14 protein-coding genes are annotated in these 17,168 nt (G+C 71.3%); 3 read left to right on the top strand and 11 right to left on the bottom strand.

What is annotated here, in order from left to right:
- Positions 1-14 precede the first annotated feature (14 nt).
- Together OO014_RS10690 and OO014_RS10685 are read right to left on the bottom strand one after the other, a co-directional pair.
- Positions 15-1,052: an alpha/beta hydrolase-fold protein gene (locus tag OO014_RS10690; RefSeq protein WP_272462302.1), complete on the bottom strand. Its 1,038-nt coding sequence runs from the start codon at positions 1,050-1,052 to the stop codon at positions 15-17.
- Between the two features lie 153 nt (positions 1,053-1,205).
- The gene (locus OO014_RS10685) at positions 1,206-1,796 is read right to left on the bottom strand and encodes a hypothetical protein (RefSeq protein ID WP_272462301.1); all 591 of its coding nucleotides are present in this window, start codon (positions 1,794-1,796) and stop codon (positions 1,206-1,208) included.
- 400 nt (positions 1,797-2,196) lie between these two features.
- On the opposite strand from OO014_RS10685, the gene htpX reads away from it, so the two are divergent.
- Together htpX and pepN are read left to right on the top strand one after the other, a co-directional pair.
- Complete coding sequence (gene htpX / locus OO014_RS10680) at positions 2,197-3,060, top strand: zinc metalloprotease HtpX (protein ID WP_272462300.1); 864 nt, start codon at positions 2,197-2,199, stop codon at positions 3,058-3,060.
- 145 nt (positions 3,061-3,205) lie between these two features.
- The gene (gene pepN / locus OO014_RS10675) at positions 3,206-5,740 is read left to right on the top strand and encodes an aminopeptidase N (protein ID WP_272462299.1); all 2,535 of its coding nucleotides are present in this window, start codon (positions 3,206-3,208) and stop codon (positions 5,738-5,740) included.
- Between the two features lie 9 nt (positions 5,741-5,749).
- Here pepN and OO014_RS10670 read toward each other — a convergent pair whose 3' ends face one another.
- The 8 genes from OO014_RS10670 to OO014_RS10635 all read right to left on the bottom strand — a co-directional run bounded on the left by OO014_RS10670 (position 5,750) and on the right by OO014_RS10635 (position 15,078).
- Positions 5,750-6,142, bottom strand: coding sequence for a VOC family protein (locus OO014_RS10670; RefSeq protein ID WP_272462298.1), 393 nt, complete (start codon positions 6,140-6,142; stop codon positions 5,750-5,752).
- Between the two features lie 127 nt (positions 6,143-6,269).
- Entirely contained in the window at positions 6,270-7,784 is a 1,515-nt protein-coding gene (locus OO014_RS10665; RefSeq protein WP_272462297.1) for an SDR family NAD(P)-dependent oxidoreductase, read from the bottom strand.
- A 68-nt stretch (positions 7,785-7,852) separates the two neighbouring features.
- The gene (locus tag OO014_RS10660) at positions 7,853-8,899 is read right to left on the bottom strand and encodes a hypothetical protein (protein WP_272462296.1); all 1,047 of its coding nucleotides are present in this window, start codon (positions 8,897-8,899) and stop codon (positions 7,853-7,855) included.
- A complete protein-coding gene (locus OO014_RS10655) occupies positions 8,896-9,414 on the bottom strand; it encodes a SigE family RNA polymerase sigma factor (protein WP_272462295.1) in 519 nt (172 codons plus the stop codon). The genes OO014_RS10660 and OO014_RS10655 overlap by 4 nt, the downstream gene beginning before the upstream one ends.
- A gap of 209 nt (positions 9,415-9,623) precedes the next feature.
- Positions 9,624-10,970 carry a trypsin-like peptidase domain-containing protein gene (locus tag OO014_RS10650; protein WP_272462294.1) on the bottom strand — a complete coding sequence of 449 codons (1,347 nt, stop codon included), beginning with the start codon at positions 10,968-10,970 and terminating at the stop codon, positions 9,624-9,626.
- Positions 10,971-11,186: 216 nt separating this feature from the next.
- Positions 11,187-12,581, bottom strand: a complete 1,395-nt coding sequence (locus OO014_RS10645) for a sensor histidine kinase (protein WP_272462293.1) — start codon at positions 12,579-12,581, stop codon at positions 11,187-11,189.
- A 15-nt stretch (positions 12,582-12,596) separates the two neighbouring features.
- Positions 12,597-13,319: a response regulator transcription factor gene (locus OO014_RS10640; RefSeq protein WP_272462292.1), complete on the bottom strand. Its 723-nt coding sequence runs from the start codon at positions 13,317-13,319 to the stop codon at positions 12,597-12,599.
- A gap of 106 nt (positions 13,320-13,425) precedes the next feature.
- Positions 13,426-15,078, bottom strand: coding sequence for a DNA repair helicase XPB (locus OO014_RS10635; protein ID WP_272462291.1), 1,653 nt, complete (start codon positions 15,076-15,078; stop codon positions 13,426-13,428).
- A 169-nt stretch (positions 15,079-15,247) separates the two neighbouring features.
- On the opposite strand from OO014_RS10635, the gene OO014_RS10630 reads away from it, so the two are divergent.
- Complete coding sequence (locus OO014_RS10630) at positions 15,248-16,186, top strand: hydroxymethylglutaryl-CoA lyase (RefSeq protein WP_272462290.1); 939 nt, start codon at positions 15,248-15,250, stop codon at positions 16,184-16,186.
- A 71-nt stretch (positions 16,187-16,257) separates the two neighbouring features.
- Here OO014_RS10630 and OO014_RS10625 read toward each other — a convergent pair.
- Positions 16,258-17,168 (bottom strand): helicase-associated domain-containing protein (locus tag OO014_RS10625; RefSeq protein ID WP_272462289.1); only part of this gene is annotated, 911 nt, incomplete at its 5' end.

Raw genomic sequence — 17,168 nt, 5'->3', positions numbered from 1 at the left:
ACTCGGTGGGCGGCCTAGGATCCGTCGGGCGCGATCCGCTGGGCGAGCCAGGCGAGCGCGAGCGGGTAGCGGTAGTCGATGGCCCCGTGCCCGGCATCGAACGTCTCGAAGTGAATCCGGTCCTCCGCCAGGCCAACTCGACGCAGCTCGGCTTCGAACGCCTGGGCGCCGAGGTCCAGGAACCACTCGTCCCGGGTCCCGGCGTCGATCCACACCGCCTGCCACGACCGGACCACCTCGGCATGGCGCTCGACCATCCGCACGGGGTCCCAGTCCAGCCAGCGCTGCCAACGTTCGGGGATGAGCCGCCCGGTCCGCGGATCCAGCGGCAGCTGAGGGGTGCCACCGGCGTCCGCGGAGAAGCAGGCCGCCACGCCGAGAAGCATGAGCAGCGTCTCGTCGCCCTCCTTGGTGAACGCCGTCCGCGACCGGAAGTCGTCCCACCAGACCTTGATGTCCCCGTCGTAGCCGCGCAGCAGCCGGACCGCCTTCGCGAAGTCGGGCAGGTAGCAGTACTCGTAGAGCGCGTCACCGGAGTGGGTCGCGAAGGACTTGAAGAGGTCCGGGCGGAGCATCGGCGTGATCATGGCGCCGAACCCGCCGCTCGACTTGCCGCTGATGGCTCGGTGCTCCGGGGCATCGAGCGTCCGATAGTGCTCGTCGACGAAGGGGACCACCTCGTCGCAGAGGTAGGAGTGATAGCGACCGGTGCCGGGCGAGTCGACGAACTGGCTGCCGCCGTAGGCAGTCCAGGCGTCGACGTAGACGACGATGGTCGGCGGTGCTTCACCGCTCGCGAAGACGGCGTCGGCGGTCTCGACGAAGGGCTGGCGGAAAGGAGTCCGGTTGCGCCACATGGTGATCTGGCCGGTGTAGCCCTGGATGACGTAGACGCTCGCGTAGCGGCGCTCCGGCTCGGCGTCGTAGCCGGGCGGGACGTAGACCCAGAGCGGCCGCTCGTGCGGGTCGCCCAGCGGGTTGTCCCGCAGCAGCACACTCTCGAAGAGGTGCTCGTCGATGCGTCCGGAGAGTTCGGTGGACCACGGCAGCATGCGTTCACGCTAACGCCGACGGAGGCGTCCGGGCGCTGAACCCTGGTGCGGGATGGCAGAAGCCAGCCCCGCTGGTGGCGACAGCGGGGCTGGCTCTGCTGGTGGTGACTGTGTCCCTGCCGGTCCCGAGGGCCCGGCGGGTCTCCGGTCGGGTCAGACCCGAGCCGGCTCCCGGACGCTACCGGAGGGGAGGACGTCCTTGGCGGTCTTCGAGTGGCGGAAGCCGAGGAGCGCGAGGACCAGGAGGACACCTGCGGCGACGAAGGCGCCGATGGCTGCGATGCTGGCGATCTTGGCCATGGTGCCGAAGGCGTAGGCCTGGAGGAGCATGCCGCGCAGCGTGTTGCCCATGAAGAGCGTCTGGCGCAGGTCGCCGAGGGCCTTGACCTCGTCAGCGTTGGCGTTGGGGTCCTTGGAGAGCTTGATGAACTCGCCGGAAACCTCTTCGTAGGTGCGGTTGTCCGAGGCGGCGTTCATGTGGACGAGGATGTACTGGTCGGCGAAGGCCTTGGCCTGGTCGCCCGTGGTCATCTCCTGACCGGCGTACTGGAGGAGGGCATCCTTCTGCTCCTGCGTCTCCAGGCGCTCTGCCGCCGGCATGGTGATGCGCTGCTGGCTGAGCTGGTCGGACACGTTCTGGTTGACGAAGCTGCTGGCGTAGGTCAGCAGTCCGCCGGCGACAAGCAGGACCACAGCGAGGACGAGGCCGGTCCAAGAGATGAGCTGGTCAATGAATTTGCGCATCGCGAAAAACTCCTAGTGTGTGGGAGGGGCTCCCATTCCCTGGTTCCCTGATCCCTGGTTTCCCCTGGCAAGAAGAACACTACTACTACATGTAGTAGTTGAGAAATCAGCAAGGCCCTTTGTGACCAGAGCCACGCCGGCGCCCTTCTCGTCACCATCGCGAACCAGCCTTCGATCTGTCGAATCGGTCTGTGCTCCAATAAGTTCCACCACAACGCCCCTCGACTCCGGTGTCGGTCGACCGACCACATTCCGGACCAGCCGGCGGCGGGCAGCGGCCTGAAGACCGCGGTGGAGCGCCGGTGAGCGCGCCCGAGCGAGCGAGCCCAGCGGCATACGGCCTGCTGGTTTCTCAGGCAACGTTCAGGAACACGTGCCGGCCACCGCTCGTTCCACCGACATGCACAGGCACTTCAACGGACTCAAGACGGCTGCCCTCTTCGGCGCCATCTGGGCCCTGCTGCTCGGGATCGGCGCCCTCATCGGCAACGGCCGCTACATCTGGCTCTTTGCGCTCATCGGTGTCGCCACGACGGCCTACGGCTACTGGAACTCCGACAAGCTCGCGATCCGCGCCATGCACGCCTACCCGGTCTCGGAGGCGCAGGCGCCGGTCATGTATCGCATCGTCCGCGAGCTGTCGACCGCCGCGGGCAAGCCGATGCCGAGGCTCTACGTGTCGCCGACACAGGCGCCGAACGCCTTCGCCACGGGCCGCAACCCGCAGAACGCCGCCGTCTGCTGCACCGAGGGCATCCTCGGCCTCCTCGACGAGCGGGAGCTACGTGGCGTGCTCGGGCACGAGCTGATGCACGTCTACAACCGCGACATCCTCACCAGCTCCGTCGCCGCCGCGATCGCCGGCGTGATCACCTCGATCGGCCAGATGCTGATGTTCACGAGCATGTTCGGCGGCTCCGACGAGGACCGGCCCAACCCGATCGCGCTCCTCGCGATGTCCTTCCTGGCGCCGATGGCCGCGATGATGATCCAGCTCGCGATCAGCCGCACCCGCGAGTACGACGCGGACGAGGACGGCGCCCGGCTGACCGGCGACCCGATCGCGCTCGCATCCGCGCTGCGCAAGCTCGAGGCCGGGGTGGCGCGGGCCCCGCTCGCGCCGCAACCCCAGATCGTCAACGCGAGCCACATGATGATCGCCAACCCGTTCCGCGCGCAGGACGTGTCCCGCTTCTTCGCGACGCACCCACCGATGGGGGACCGGATCGCCCGCCTCGAGGGGATGGCGGGCCGACCGCAGTGAGGAAACGAGCGAGGAACGAGCGAGGCCCGGAGCGGAGGGAAGAGGCCCGCTGGTGAACCTGGCCGGGGGACCGCAGCGCTACTGATCCACAGGTTGCCGGCCTTGGTTGCCATGACGACCCTGCTGATCTGGCAGGCTCGCCCTCATGCGTAGTCTCACCCTGGCCGAGGCCCGCGATCGGGCCGAGCTGATCACCGTGCAGTCGTATGCCGTCGAGCTCGATCTCGACCGCGGTGACCAGGTGTTCGGCTCGGTCTCCGGCATCACCTTCACCTGTGGCTCGCCGGGTGCCGACAGCTGGGTCGACGTTCGCGCCCGGTCGGTCGAGGAGATCACCCTCAACGGCCGGCGCCTCGACACTGCGGCCATTCGGGACGGGCGCCTGACGCTGCCGGGCCTGGCTGCCGAGAACCACCTCGTGGTCCGGGCGACGATGGCCTACAGCCACGACGGCCAGGGCCTGCACCGGGCGACCGACCCGGCCGACCGGCGCGACTACGTCTACGGGCACCTCTTCCTCGACGCCGCCCCGACCGTCTACGCCTGCTTCGACCAGCCGGACCTCAAGGCCCCCTACGACGTCACCGTGAGGGCGCCCCGCGACTGGGTCGTGCTGGGCAACGGCGCCGCCAGCGAGGTCGCGCCGGGCCAGTGGCGCCTGGCGAGCACCAAGCCGCTGGCCACGTACTTCGTCACCGTGTGCGCCGGCCCCTACGTCTCGGTGCGCGACGAGCACGATGGCATCCCGCTCGGTCTGCACGCCCGGGCCTCGCTCCGGGAGCCACTCGAGCGCCACGCCGCCGAGCTGTTCGAGGTGACGCGCCGGTCCTTCGACTACTTCCATGAGCTGTTCGGGATCCGCTACCCGTTCGACGAGTACCACCAGGTCTTCGTGCCCGAGTTCAACGCGGGCGCGATGGAGAACCCGGGCTGCGTCACGCTGCGCGACCAGTACCTCTTCCGCGGGGCGGCGACGCGCGACGAGCTGCTGAGCCGCGCCAACACGGTCAGCCACGAGATGTCGCACATGTGGTTCGGGGACCTCGTCACCATGCGCTGGTGGGACGACCTGTGGCTCAACGAGTCCTTCGCCGAGTACATGTCCCACCGCTGTCTCGTCGACGCAACCGACTACACCGACGCCTGGGTCGACTCGTCCATCGTCCGCAAGGTGTGGGGCTACGGCGCGGAGCGGTCGCCCTCGACCCACCCGGTCGCCGGCGTGGAGGCGCTCGATGCCCAGAGCGCGCTGCAGAACTTCGACGGCATCTCCTACGCCAAGGGCGCCGCGGTGCTGCGTCAGCTCATCTCCTTCGTCGGGGACGACGCGTTCGTCGCAGGAGTGCGGTTCTATCTCTCGGAGACGGCCTACGGCAACGGGACCCTGGCCGACTTCCTCGGGGCGATCGAGCGGGCCAGCGGGCGCGACCTCGGGGCGTGGTCCGCTGCGTGGCTGCTCACGGCCGGGCGCGACACGATCGCCGTCGAGATGGAGCCCGGGCCGGAGGTCGAGGGGCGTGCCGGGGTCGGTGCTGCCCACCTGACCCGCACGCCCCCTGCGGCGCAGCCGGCCGACCGTCCGCATGCTCTCGACGTCGCGGGGTGGACGGACGGAGCGGAGCTGGTGCGACTCGAGGTCACGGTCACGCAGGACCGGGTCGCGCTCCCCGGTCTGGATGGCGGCCCGCGACCGGCCGTCCTCGTGCCCAATGCCGCCGACCTGACCTGGGCCCGGGTCCAGCTCGACCGGACCACCCTCGCGGCCCTGCCGGCCCAGCTGGCCCACGTGCCGGACGCCCAGGCCCGTGCGGTGGTGTGGTCGTCCCTGATCGACGGCGTGCACGTCGCGGAGGTGTCGCCGCTGACCTTCCTCGACGTCTTCGAGGCGACGTGGACGGCAGAGGCCAACGCGTCGATCCTGGCGCGGATGGCCCTCTACGCGGAGCATCGCATCGTCGCCCACTTCCTCCCGCGCGAGGCGCAGCCGGCGGCGCTCGCCCGCCTGGCTCGCAGTGCACGCGACCTGCTGGGACAGGCCGACGAGGGGACGACGCGTTCCCTGGCGGCGGCGCGCCTGTTCGCCGGCACGACCGACGACGAGACCCTGCTGCGGTCGTGGGCCGCGGGCTCGGGGCTGCCACACGGGCTGGAGGACGACGGCGACTTCCGGTGGATCGTCGTGCGCAACCTCGCGGCGCGTGGGCTCATCGACGCCACCGGTGTGGACGGCTACCGAGCCAAGGACGACACCCTGCAGGGCGGGCTCAACGCGTTGATGTGCCGGGCGGCGTTGCCCGACGCGGAGGCCAAGGCGTGGGCCTGGGAGCAGCTGACCGGGCGTCACGGCCGGTCGAACTACGAGATGGTCCACCTCGCCCGGGGCCTGTGGATGTCACCGGACGACGCCCTGGTCGCGGACTACGTCGAGCGGTTCTTCACCGATGTCCCGGCGATGTCGGGCTGGGTCGGCGAGGATGCCCTTTCGCGCGTCGTCCTCGCCGCCTTCCCCAAGGTGGTCAGCGAGGAGACGGATGCGCTGAGCAGTGCGGCGCTCCGCCGGGAGGACCTGACGCCGGGCGTGCGCCGCTCCCTCGTGGACGCCGACGCGGAGCTGCGCGAGGCCCTGGCGTCACGCGCGGCGTTCGCGGCGGACTTCCAGGCCTCGGTCGGCCAGGTCTGACCGGGAGGCTCAGCCCTCGAGGGCGTAGGCGACGGCGTGCTGCGGCTCGTACAACATGATGTCGTCCGCCCCCGGGACCTTCATGAAGACGAGACGGCCGAAGCTCTCCTCGACCGGGTCCGTCGCGAACTGCGCACCCCGAGAAGCGAGGTCGGCCATCGTGGCGTCGAGGTCGTCGCACATCAGGGAGATGGAGTGGTGGCGCGACGCCCTGCTGGTCGCGTCCCGCCCGGTCGTCGGATGGACGCCGACCTCGCTCGGGCCGGTCCGGAAGATCAGCCACTCCGGGTCGCCCTCCGGGACCTCGTCGCTGACGTAGGGCCACTGGAGCACGTCCCGCAGGAACGCCCGGGTGGCCGGCGCGTCGTCCGAGTAGATGAGCGTGTGCACCGCGGTGATCATGTCTCGACGGTAACCCCGCCACGCGCTCGGGGACAGGGCTTCGCGGACGGAGCCCAGCGGCATACGACCCCTTCCGTATGCCGCTGGGCTCGGTCCGCGCCCGACGTGTCCTCGGGTGGGCGGCGCGTCACCAGGGGCTGGGCTCGTAGTCCTTGACGAAGCAGCCGTAGAGGTCCTCGCCGGCCTCGCCGCGCACGATCGGGTCGTAGACGCGGGCGGCGCCGTCGACGAGGTCGAGCGGGGCGTGCCAGCCCTCGGCAGCGATCCGCAGCTTGTCCTCGTGCGGCCGCTCGTCGGTGATCCAGCCGGTGTCGACCGCGGTCATGAGGATCCGGTCGGTCTCGAACATCTCGCCGGCGCTCGTCCGGGTGAGCATGTTGAGCGCCGCCTTGGCCATGTTGGTGTGCGGGTGGCCGGGGCCCTTGTAGCGTCGGCCGCCGAACTGCCCCTCCATCGCGGACACGTTGACGACGTAGGCGCGCCGGGCTCCGGCCCGGACGGCCGCCCGCATCGCCGGGCGGAGCCGGCTGACGAGGATGAACGGCGCGGTCGAGTTGCACAGCTGGACCTCGAGCAGCTCGAGCGGGTCGACCTCCTCGACCTTCTGGGTCCAGGAGTTGGTCCGCTGCAGGTCGGGGAGGAGGCCGCCGGCGTCGACGGCCGTTCCCGCGAGGTGCGCTTCGAGGCTCGCGTGGCCGGCGGTCATGGCCTTGCCGGTGAGGGCGAGCGCCGTGAGCGATGCAGCCGTCTGGGCAGCGACGGCCTCGGCCACCGACTCGCCGTCGTGGTGGGCGACGGCGTGGTGCTCGAGTGCTCCGGCGATGGCGGCCGGGTGGGCCTCGCTGATCCGGTCGAAGGTCACCATCTCGGGCAGGGCCACGCCGTCCGGCAGCGGGGCCGACTCGGCCTCGACGAGCTGGCTGTAGGCCCCGGGCGAGCGCCGCACCGTCTGGGCGGCGTTGTTGATGAGGATGTCGAGGGGGCCGGCGGCCGCCACCTCGTCAGAGAGGGCGACGACCTGGGTGGGGTCGCGCAGGTCGATGCCGACGACCTTGAGCCGGTGGATCCAGTCCGCGCTGTCCTCGAGCGAGGAGAACCGACGCATCGCGTCCTTGGGGAACCGCGTCGTGATGGTCGTGTGGGCGCCGTCGCGCAGGAGGCGCAGGGCGATGTACATGCCGATCTTGGCGCGACCACCGGTGAGCAGGGCCCGGCGGCCGGTGAGGTCGGTGCGCTGGTCGCGCTTGGCGTGGCTGCGGCGGGCGCAGTCGGGGCAGAGCCAGTGGTAGAACGCGTCGACGAGGGTGTAGTCGGCCTTGCAGATGTAGCAGCCGCGCGGGTTGATCAGCTCACCCGCGAACGCGCCGGCTGCGCTCGAGACGAGCGGGATCCCCTTGGTCTCGTCGTCGATCCGCATCGGCGAACCGGTGGCGGTCGACTCGATGACCTGGCGGTCGGCCTTGCGCTCGGCCCACGTCTTGGCGTTGCGGCGGTCCTTCTTGAGCCGCTTGTACATGAGGGAGGCCGCCCGCTTGAGTGCCTCGAAGTCGGGGTCGTCGACGTCGAGAGAAGGGACGGCGGCGAGGACGCGCAACGTGGTCTCGACGTCGTCCGGGTCGAGGGTGGCGCGGGACTGGTTCACCGCAGCAGGGTACGGTCCCCGCGGGCGCGGGCCCCAATCGTGCCCGCGCCCGGCCGTTCAGCGGGTGGCTACCCCTGTGCGTCCGACCACGTCGACGGCTCCCCGAGCGTGTCACCGTCGGCGTCGAGCAGCGTGTAGCGGGTGCCGTGGATGCCGCCGGGCGAGTCGGGCACGACGTGGACGAAGGCGAACTCCCCGCCCTGCACGGGCACGGTGAACGTCGGCTGGTCGCGGATCTCGATCCGGATCGCTGCGACGGGGGCTCCTGCCACCTCGTCGAGCCGGCCTGCGGCGTAGTAGTAGGCGTCCACGGGCCCCGTCGGCTTGCCGTTCTCGACGCCGGCCTGCACGACGACGTGGCTCTGAGGCGTCGCCAGGTTGATCGTGTGGTCCATGTCGTCCGTGTTGTCCGGGTGCGGGACGGAGCACGCGTAGTAGTCGTCGCCCTGGCGGAGCAGGGCCGCGAGCAGCAAAGGGCCCCGCTGTGCCGCGACGACCTCTGCTCCGCGCAGGTTGCGGACCTGCCCGACCTGCGGCTCGGTCTCCGAGCAGACCTGGGCGATCATCGCGTCGTCGTCGACCGCCGGCACGAAGGTCGTCAATGGCACGGGATCCGACTCATGGCCCGTCGCGGGAATGAGGCAGAGGCGGTAGAACGACCCGAAGCTGTCCATCTCGGCGGACTCGACGGACGCGACGTCCCCGACGCGGTAGTCGTATCGCCTGGAGTTCGGGGCTCGGTAGGTCTCGATGGGCAGCTTCGACCGCGGGGGGAGCCCGGCACCCGCCCCCCAGCGCGCCAGCGCGTTGTAGGACTGGACCTGCTCGTAGCAGCGGGCCACGACCTCGGACTCGCTGAGCGTCGCGTCCCCGCTCGCCGACGCCGCCGGAGTGAGCGCGCCCGGCTCGGTGGACGGGCCGCCGCGCAGCTGGGTCGCGGCGAGCGGGGTGGCGACGGCGAGGGCGGTGACGGCAGAGAGGGCCCCGACAGCAACGCGCGCGCGGTGACGCCTCCGGGCCGACCGGGCTCGGTGGAGGAGGGCGACGGGATCGGTCCGCAGCGGAGTGTCGGTGCCGTCGGCGGCTCGGTCGAGCAGGTGCTTGAGCTCGGTCATGACGAGGTTCCTTTCACGAGGTCGAGGTCGCCGAGGACGGCCCGCAGCGTGGCGAGGGCATGCGCGGTCTGGCTCTTGACCGTCCCTTCGCTGCACCCGAGCACGTCCGCGGTCTCCCGGACGGAGAGGTCGTGGTAGTACCGGAGGACGACGCAGGCGCGGCGCCTCGGGGGCAGCGTGGACAGGGCCCGCACGATGACGTCCCGCTCGTCGACCGCTCCGGCGCTGGAGGCGCTGACCCAGCTGTCAGCGCCGTGACCCGCCGTCGGGCGCTCGCGGCGCCAGGGTCGGCGTGACTCGTCGACGAGCAGTCGGATCGTGGTGCGGCGGGCGTAGGCGAGCAGGGCTTCCTGCCGTTCCACGCGTCGCCACACGCGGTAGAGCCGGATGAGAGCGTCCTGCACGACGTCCTCGGCCCGGTGCCAGTCCCCGCAGACGAGGTAGGCGGTGCGCCGGAGCTGCGGGAGGCTCGCCGCAGCGAACGCGGTGAACTCCTCGTCGTGCGACGTTGCCATGAGGTGCGGGGCCTTCCGTCGGGGGCTGCCTTCGCCGGGTAGACGGAACCCGCACGGGGCAAGGTTGGTCGAGCAGCGGCACCTTTTCGTCGCCAGTGTGCCGTATGCCGCTGGGCTCACTCCCGCACTCGGCGCTCGCCCGGTGATGGGGCGGGGCCGGGCAGACCGGTGCCCCGCACCGCAACGGTGCGGGGCACTGGCCGGTGAGGTCAGTTCTGGGTGGTCGGCTTGGCCGCCAGGGTCACGGGGACGTCCTGGCGCTTGCCGTCACGGATCAGCGTGAGCGTGACCTTCTCGCCCGCGGTGCGCTCGCGGATCTGCGCCACGAGGGCGGTCGACGAGTCCACGGCCTCGCCGTCGATGGCGACGATGACGTCACCTTCCTGGACGCCGGACAGCTCGGCCGGTGCGCCCTTGGTCAGGCCGGCGATCTGCGCCCCGGCCCGCTGGGCGGCGCCGTCCTGGGTGACCGTGTCGCGTGCGCTGACGCCGAGGAAGGCGTGCTCGGCGGTGCCGTCCGCGATGAGCTGGTCGGCGATCGACCTGGCCTCGCTGACCGGGATGGCGAAACCGATGCCGATGTTGCCGCCCTGTCCGCTCCCGCCACCGCCGAGCTGGGCGATCGAGCTGTTGATGCCGATGAGCCGGCCCTCTGCGTCGACGAGAGCACCGCCGGAGTTTCCGGGGTTGATCGCGGCCGAGGTCTGGATGGCGTTCGTGACGACCGGCTCGGCCGAACCCTGGTTGCCGAAGGGGGAGTCGGCGGACGAGCCCGTGGTGACGGGGCGGTCGAGGGCACTGATGATGCCGGTCGTGACGGTGCCGGACAGGCCCAGCGGGTTGCCGATGGCCATGACGGGGTTGCCGACGGCGAGCGTGTCGGAGTCGCCCAGCGTGATGGGGGCGAGGTCAGCGGGAGCCGAGTCGAGCTTGATCACGGCGAGGTCCGTCGACGGGTCGGTGCCCACGACCGTTGCCTTGAAGGTGCGCCCGTCGGAGAGGGTCACCTGGATGTCGCCGTTGCCGCGGGCACCCTCCACGACGTGGTTGTTCGTCACGATGTGACCCTGCTTGTCGAGGACCACGCCCGACCCGGCGCCGTTGGCGACCTCGATGCTGACGACGCTCGGGGAGACCGCCTTGGCGACCGCGGACCAGTCCGGGGATGCCGCGTCACCCTGGATGACGGTGGGGGAGGAGCCCTCCTGGCTCTGCGACGTGGTGGTCGTCGCGGTCGTGGCCGCCGGCTCGCCCCCCTGGGTCAGGGCATAGGTGCCACCGCTCGCCAGGACCGCGGCCAGCAGGGCCACGGCCGCGGTCTGCCCGAGGCCGCTCCTGCGGGGTCGCTGTGGACCGGACGGCGACGGGCTGCCGATGGGCTGGGAGGGGGGCGGGCCCTGCTGGGCCGGCGTCTGCTGGGTGGGCCCGAACGCTCCACTGCTGCCGGTTGGCGTCGCTGCCGCGTGGTCAGGGCGCGGGGGAGCAGGGTGAGCAGGGATCTCCTGGGTCCTGCCCACCTCGGGCAGGTGCTGCGTGTCGCGCGGTGAGAGCGTCATGGCTTCTCCTTGAGGTCGGGTGCTTCCTTGATGAGACCTCGTCAGGTTGGGCCCGAGGTGTGTCTTTTCTATGAGCTTCCTGTGACGGTGATCCCGTCACAGCCCATCGAAAGAGCAGTTCGCGACACCTCCCGCGGGGCATCGCCGCGGAGGACGTGTCGCGAACTGCTCTTTCGATGGGGAAGCCCGCGGGAGGCTCGCCGCACAGGGGTCGGGTCAGTGGGCCGGGAGGTCGACGATGAAGGTGGCACCGCCGCCGGGTGTGTCCTCGACTCGCACTGAGCCGGAGTGCGCCGCCACGATGGCATCGACGATGGCCAGTCCGAGGCCGCTGCCCGCGCCGCCGCCGCGGCTGCGCGCCCGGTCGGCGCGGTAGAACCGCTCGAAGACGCGCGGGCGGTCGGCCGACGGGATGCCGGGGCCGTGGTCGCGCACCTCGAGCACGACGCGACCGGCCTCGCCCGGGCCGACGAGGATCTCGATCGGGGCCGATGACGGGGTGTGGATCCGCGCGTTCGTGACGAGGTTGGTGACGACCTGCCGCAGCTGGCGCTCATCGGCGACGAGCTCGGTGGGGCCCAGGGGGCCGGCGATCCCCCGCACCGTGACCACGCGGTCGGGGGCGATCGTCTGGGCGTCCTGGGCCGCTTCGGCAGCGAGGACCGCGAGGTCGACGGTCTGCAGCTCGAGCGGCCGGTCCTCGTCGAGCCGGGCCAGCGTGAGGAGGTCCTCGACGAGGGCGCGCATCCGGTGGCTCTCGTCCTCGATGCGTGCCATGGCTCCGGCGACAGCGTCCTGCGAGGGCAGGCCGCCGTGCCGATAGAGCTCGGCATAACCGGAGACGGCCGCGAGCGGCGTGCGCAGCTCATGGGAGGCATCGGCGATGAACCGGCGCATCTGCTCCTCGTTGGCCTCGCGCGCCGCGAAACTGTGCTCGATCCGGCTGAGCATCGCGTTGAGCGATCGGCTCAGCGAGGCCACCTCGTCCTCCGAGTCGGGGACGTCCACGCGCTGGGTCAGGTCTCCTGCGGCGATGGCTGCCGCGGTGTCCTCGATGCGGGTCAGGGGTCGGAAGGTGCGCCGGATGAGATACCACCCGAGGACGGCGCAGCTGATCAGGACGAGAGCCGCGATCGCGCTGGAGAACACCAGCACCTGGTTGACCGTGGCGTTCAGCTGCCGCAGCGGCAGGGCGACGACGAGCGTGGCCTCGCCCTGCACGTCGGTCAGGGGCAGCGCGAGCCACTCGATCGTCCCGTCGGTCGACGGGAGCACGAGCGTCTGACCGATCCGTGGGTCGTCCGGTTGGATGAGGGGGACGATGGGCTCCGTGGGCTCGCGGAACGCCTCGCCGAGCGAGATCTGCTCCTGGCTGCCCTCCAGGATGAGGCGCAGGGTGAAGCCGCTCGGCAGCGCCGGGCTGGCCTCGCGGTACTCCTTCAGCTGCAGCTGGGCCACGCTCGCGCCGTAGAACTCCAGCTCCTGGCGGGCCTGGGTCATCAGGTAGCGGTCGAGCAGCACCCCGAGGATGACGATGGTCGAGGCGAGCGCGACGAGGATCAGTCCGAGCGCCACGCCCAGGAGCCGCCAGCGCAGGGTGAGGGCTCGCATCGGTGCTCCCCGCTGTCAGGCCGTCGGCGACTCGGGTGGGACCCGCAGAACGTATCCCACGCCGCGCTTCGTGTGGATCAGTGGCAAGCCCTCGGCGTCGACCTTGCGCCGCAGATAGGAGATGTAGGACTCGACGATGCCCGACTCGCCGCGGAAGTCGTAGTCCCAGACGTGGTCGAGGATCTGCAGCTTGGACACGACCCGGTTGGGGTTGAGCAGCAGGTAGCGCAGCAGCTTGAACTCGGTCGGCGAGAGCTCGATGACCCGGCCCCCGCGCCGCACCTCGTGGGAGTCCTCGTTGAGCTCGAGGTCGTGGAAGCGCAGCGTCGCGGAGTCGTCGACGGGGCTGCCGGTGCGCCGCAGCACCGCCCGGATGCGCGCGATGACCTCCTCGAGGCTGAACGGCTTGGTGACGTAGTCGTCGCCCCCGACCGTCAGGCCGTGGACCTTGTCGCGGATCCCGTCCCGGGCCGTGAGGAAGAGGACCGCCTGGTGGCGTCCCCGCTCGCGCAGCCGCTGGGTCACCTCGAAGCCGTCGATGTCCGGCAGCATCACGTCGAGGACGACGAGGTCCGGTTGGAACTCCTCGGCGAGCCGCAATGCCGTCTCGCCGTCGTCGGCGGTGCGCACATCGAAGCCCGCGAAGCGCAGCGACGTGGAGAGCAGCTCGCGGATGTTGGGCTCGTCCTCGACGACGAGGAGGCGGGCCTCGGCGGCCTGCGGGGCGGAGGAGGGCACGTCCCCAGTTTCAGGGAGTTTGCTGGGAGTTGGCTGGGAACCCCGCACCCCGCGAGGCGCGGCGACGTCGGGACCGGGCCCAGCGGCATACGGCCTGCTGGTGCGGTCAGAGGTCGGCGGCGTCGACGATCCGGTAGGCGTAGCCCTGCTCGGCGAGGAAGCGCTGCCGGTGGGCGGCGAAGTCCGCGTCGACGGTGTCGCGAGCGACCACCGTGTAGAAGTGCGCGGTGCGCCCGTCGCCCTTGGGGCGCAGGACCCGGCCGAGCCGCTGCGCCTCCTCCTGGCGCGAGCCGAACGTGCCACTGACCTGGATCGCCACGCTCGCCTCGGGCAGGTCGATGGAGAAGTTCGCCACCTTGCTGACGACGAGCGTGCTGATCTCCCCGCTGCGGAACGCGTCGTAGAGCCGCTGCCGCTCCTTGACCGTCGTCTCGCCGGTGATGACGTCGGCGCCGAGGCGCTCGGCGATCTCGTGGAGCTGGTCGAGGTACTGCCCGATGATGAGCGTGGGTTCGGCCGTATGCCGCTGGGCCAGCTTGTCGACGACCGCGAGCTTCGCGTCGGCGCAGCTCGCGAGCCGGTAGCGGTCTTCGGGTTCGGCGGTGGCGTAGGCGAGCCGGAGGGAGTCGGGCAGCGTGACCCGGACCTCGACGCAGTCCGCGGGGGCGATGTAGCCCTGCGCCTCGATGTCCTTCCACGGCGCGTCGAAGCGCTTGGGGCCGATCAGGCTGAAGACGTCGGCCTCACGGCCGTCCTCGCGCACGAGCGTCGCGGTCAGGCCGAGGCGGCGACGGGCCTGCAGGTCGGCGGTCATCCGGAAGATCGGGGCGGGCAGCAGGTGGACCTCGTCGTAGACGACGAGGCCCCAGTCGCGGGCGTCGAGCAGGTCGAGGTGGGTGTACGCGCCCTTCCGGCGGGTGGTGAGCACCTGGTAGGTCGCGATCGTGACGGGCCGGATCTCCTTGCGGGCGCCGGAGTACTCGCCGATCTCGTCCTCGGTCAGTGTCGTGCGGCGGATCAGCTCGTCCTTCCACTGGCGGGCGCTGACCGTGTTGGTGACGAGGATGAGGGTCGTGGCCTTGGCGGCGGCCATCGCGCCGGCGCCCACGAGCGTCTTGCCGGCTCCGCAGGGGAGGACGACGACGCCCGAGCCGCCGTGCCAGAAACCGTCGACGGCGTGCTGCTGGTAGGGGCGCAGGTGCCAGCCGTTCTCGGCCAGGTCGATCGGGTGGGACTCGCCGTCGACGTAGCCCGCGAGGTCCTCGGCCGGCCAGCCCACCTTGAGCAGCTCCTGCTTGAGGTGGCCGCGCTCGCTCGGGTGGACGACGACGGCGAGGTCGTCGATGCGCTCACCCGTGAGGGGCTTGATCTTCTTGTGGCGCAGGACCTCCTCGAGGACCGGGCGGTCGGTCGTGCGCAGGACGAGGCGAGTGCCCTCGGGGGAGTCGGCGAAGCCCTCCTTCTCGAGCGTGAGACGGCCGTAACGGTCCATCGTGTCGGCCACGTCGACGAGCAGGGCGTGCGGCACGGCATAGCGCGAGTAGGTGATGAGGGCGTCGACGACCTGCTCGGCGTCGTGCCCGGCGGCGCGCGCGTTCCAGAGGCCGAGGGGCGTCACCCGGTAGGTGTGGACGTGCTCCGGGGCGCGCTCGAGCTCGGCGAAGGGCGCAATGGCCCGGCGCGCCTCCTCGGCGCGCGGGTGGTCGACCTCGAGGAGCAGCGTCTTGTCGCTCTGGACGATCAGGGGTCCGTCATTCATCGTGACGTCCAACCGCTGGGGGGCCGCCGGTGTTCCCGACGCCACCCCCCTCCTGCAACACGCCCGGAAGCGCGGTGCTCCGGCCTGAAGCAGCAGAGGGGCGCACCGCGCTTCCGGGCGTGTTGCGGGTCATATGGGGTGGGGGCGGGGCGGCTGACAGGATGGGCGCATGCGTACCCCACAGGTGGAGGCGGCGACGGGGCTGCCCCAGTCCGTGACGATCTACGAGGTCGGCCCCCGCGACGGGCTGCAGAACGAGAAGACGGTCGTCCCGGCCGCGACGAAGGTCGAGTTCATCCGGCGCCTCGAGGCCGCGGGGTTGCAGACGATCGAGACAACCTCCTTCGTCCCGGCGAAGTGGGTGCCCCAGATGGGCGACGCCGAGGAGGTCCTGGCCGGGCTCGCCGCTGCCGGAGGTGACTCGACCGGCCGGCGGCGCCCGGCCCTCGTCCCCAACGAGCGCGGCCTCGACCGCGCAGAGGAGCTGGGCCTGCAGGCCATCGCCATCTTCGGGTCCGCCACCGAGACCTTCGCGCAGAAGAACCTCAACCGCTCGGTCACCGAGCAGTACGCCATGTTCGAGCCGGTCGTGAAACGCGCGCTCGCCGACGGCATGTGGGTGCGCGCCTACGTGTCGATGTGCTTCGGCGACCCGTGGGAGGGACCGGTCCCCGTCGACCAGGTCGTCGAGGTGGCCCAGCGGCTGATGGACCTCGGCTGCGCCGAGCTCAGCCTCGGGGACACCATCGGCGTCGGCACGACCGGCCACGTCCATCGCCTGCTGGAAGCCTTGGGCCGCAAGGGAATCGGCACGGACCGGATCGCGGTGCACTTCCACGACACCTACGGCCAGGCGCTCGCCAACACGATGGCGGCGCTGCGCGACGGGGTCTCGGTCGTCGACGCCTCGACCGGTGGCCTGGGGGGCTGCCCCTACGCCAAGTCCGCGACGGGCAACCTGGCGACCGAGGACCTCGTCTGGGCCCTCACGGGCGCCGGCGTCGAGACCGGTGTCGACCTGGAGAAGCTCGTCGAGACGTCGGTCTGGATGGCCGCCCACCTCGGGCGGCCCAGCCCGTCCAACGTGGTGCGCGCCCTGGCCGGCTGAGGCTCGCGCGGGGCGCCCAGGTGGGTGTCAGGTGGGTGTCAGGTGGGTGTCAGGTGGGCGTCGGGCGGCCGTCAGGGGGTGTCGAGGGTCGCGCCGGTGATCCGGTGCACGGACCAGGCCTTCTCCCGTCCCGCCTCATCCGTTGCGTAGACGCGTCCACCCTCGACGCGCCGTGGGTGGATGAGGTGGCGCGTCGTCGCTCCCAGCCGGTCGGTGACGCCGATCCACACACCGTGTCCGTCCGCCATCGCCTCACGCAGCAGGGCGAGTGTGACGACCGGGTCGGTCGTCGGGATGGACGGCCCCGGCCGGGCTGCCTCCTCCGCGCGCCGTTCGTCGGCGCTCGCCTCGGCGGCACGGAGCCCGGCGACGAGCGCGGTCGTGAACGCCTCGTCCACCGGGGTCGTCATCGGTGCGGCCGCCCTGCGGCGCTGCCGGGCCCGCCGCTGCTCCGGTCCGGCGAGCACGACGCCGCCGTCCTGACCCTCGACGACCGGGGAGAAGCCGCCGTCCCGGAGCAGGTCGACGAGCAGCTTCGGGTCGGCGTCGGACACGAGCACGGTCGGCGCGAGGCGCCGCAGCCGCAGGGGCGCGAGGTCCCGGGTGGCGAGCATTGCGTCGAGCACCGCCTCGTCGTCAGAGCGGACGTATGCCGCTGAGCTCCCTACCCGGGTCACACCGTGCTTGCGTGCGACATCAGTGACGAGGTACTCGAGCGGCTGGGGGAGAGGGGTGCGGCTCGACCGGCGGATCGTCTCGAGGACGTCCGCGGCGGTCCAGCCGGCGTCGAGGGCCCGGCGGACCGAGTCGGCGGTGAAGCGGTGCACGGTCGCGCCGCCCCGGGACTCGATGTCGGACGCCAGGCGCATGAACGCCGCGAGCGAGCCCTCGAGCGGTCCGGGAGCGACGGCTGTGAGGTCGGCCTGGACGAGGATGTGGTCGACGGGCGCGGGCAGGTGGGGCGACATGGCCGCCGCCACCT

The sequence above is a fragment of the Intrasporangium calvum genome (assembly GCF_028446585.1).
Taxonomy (GTDB): domain Bacteria; phylum Actinomycetota; class Actinomycetes; order Actinomycetales; family Dermatophilaceae; genus Intrasporangium; species Intrasporangium calvum_A.
Note: the sequence above shows the minus strand (reverse complement) of the source record. Positions and strands in the feature narration are given on the sequence as shown.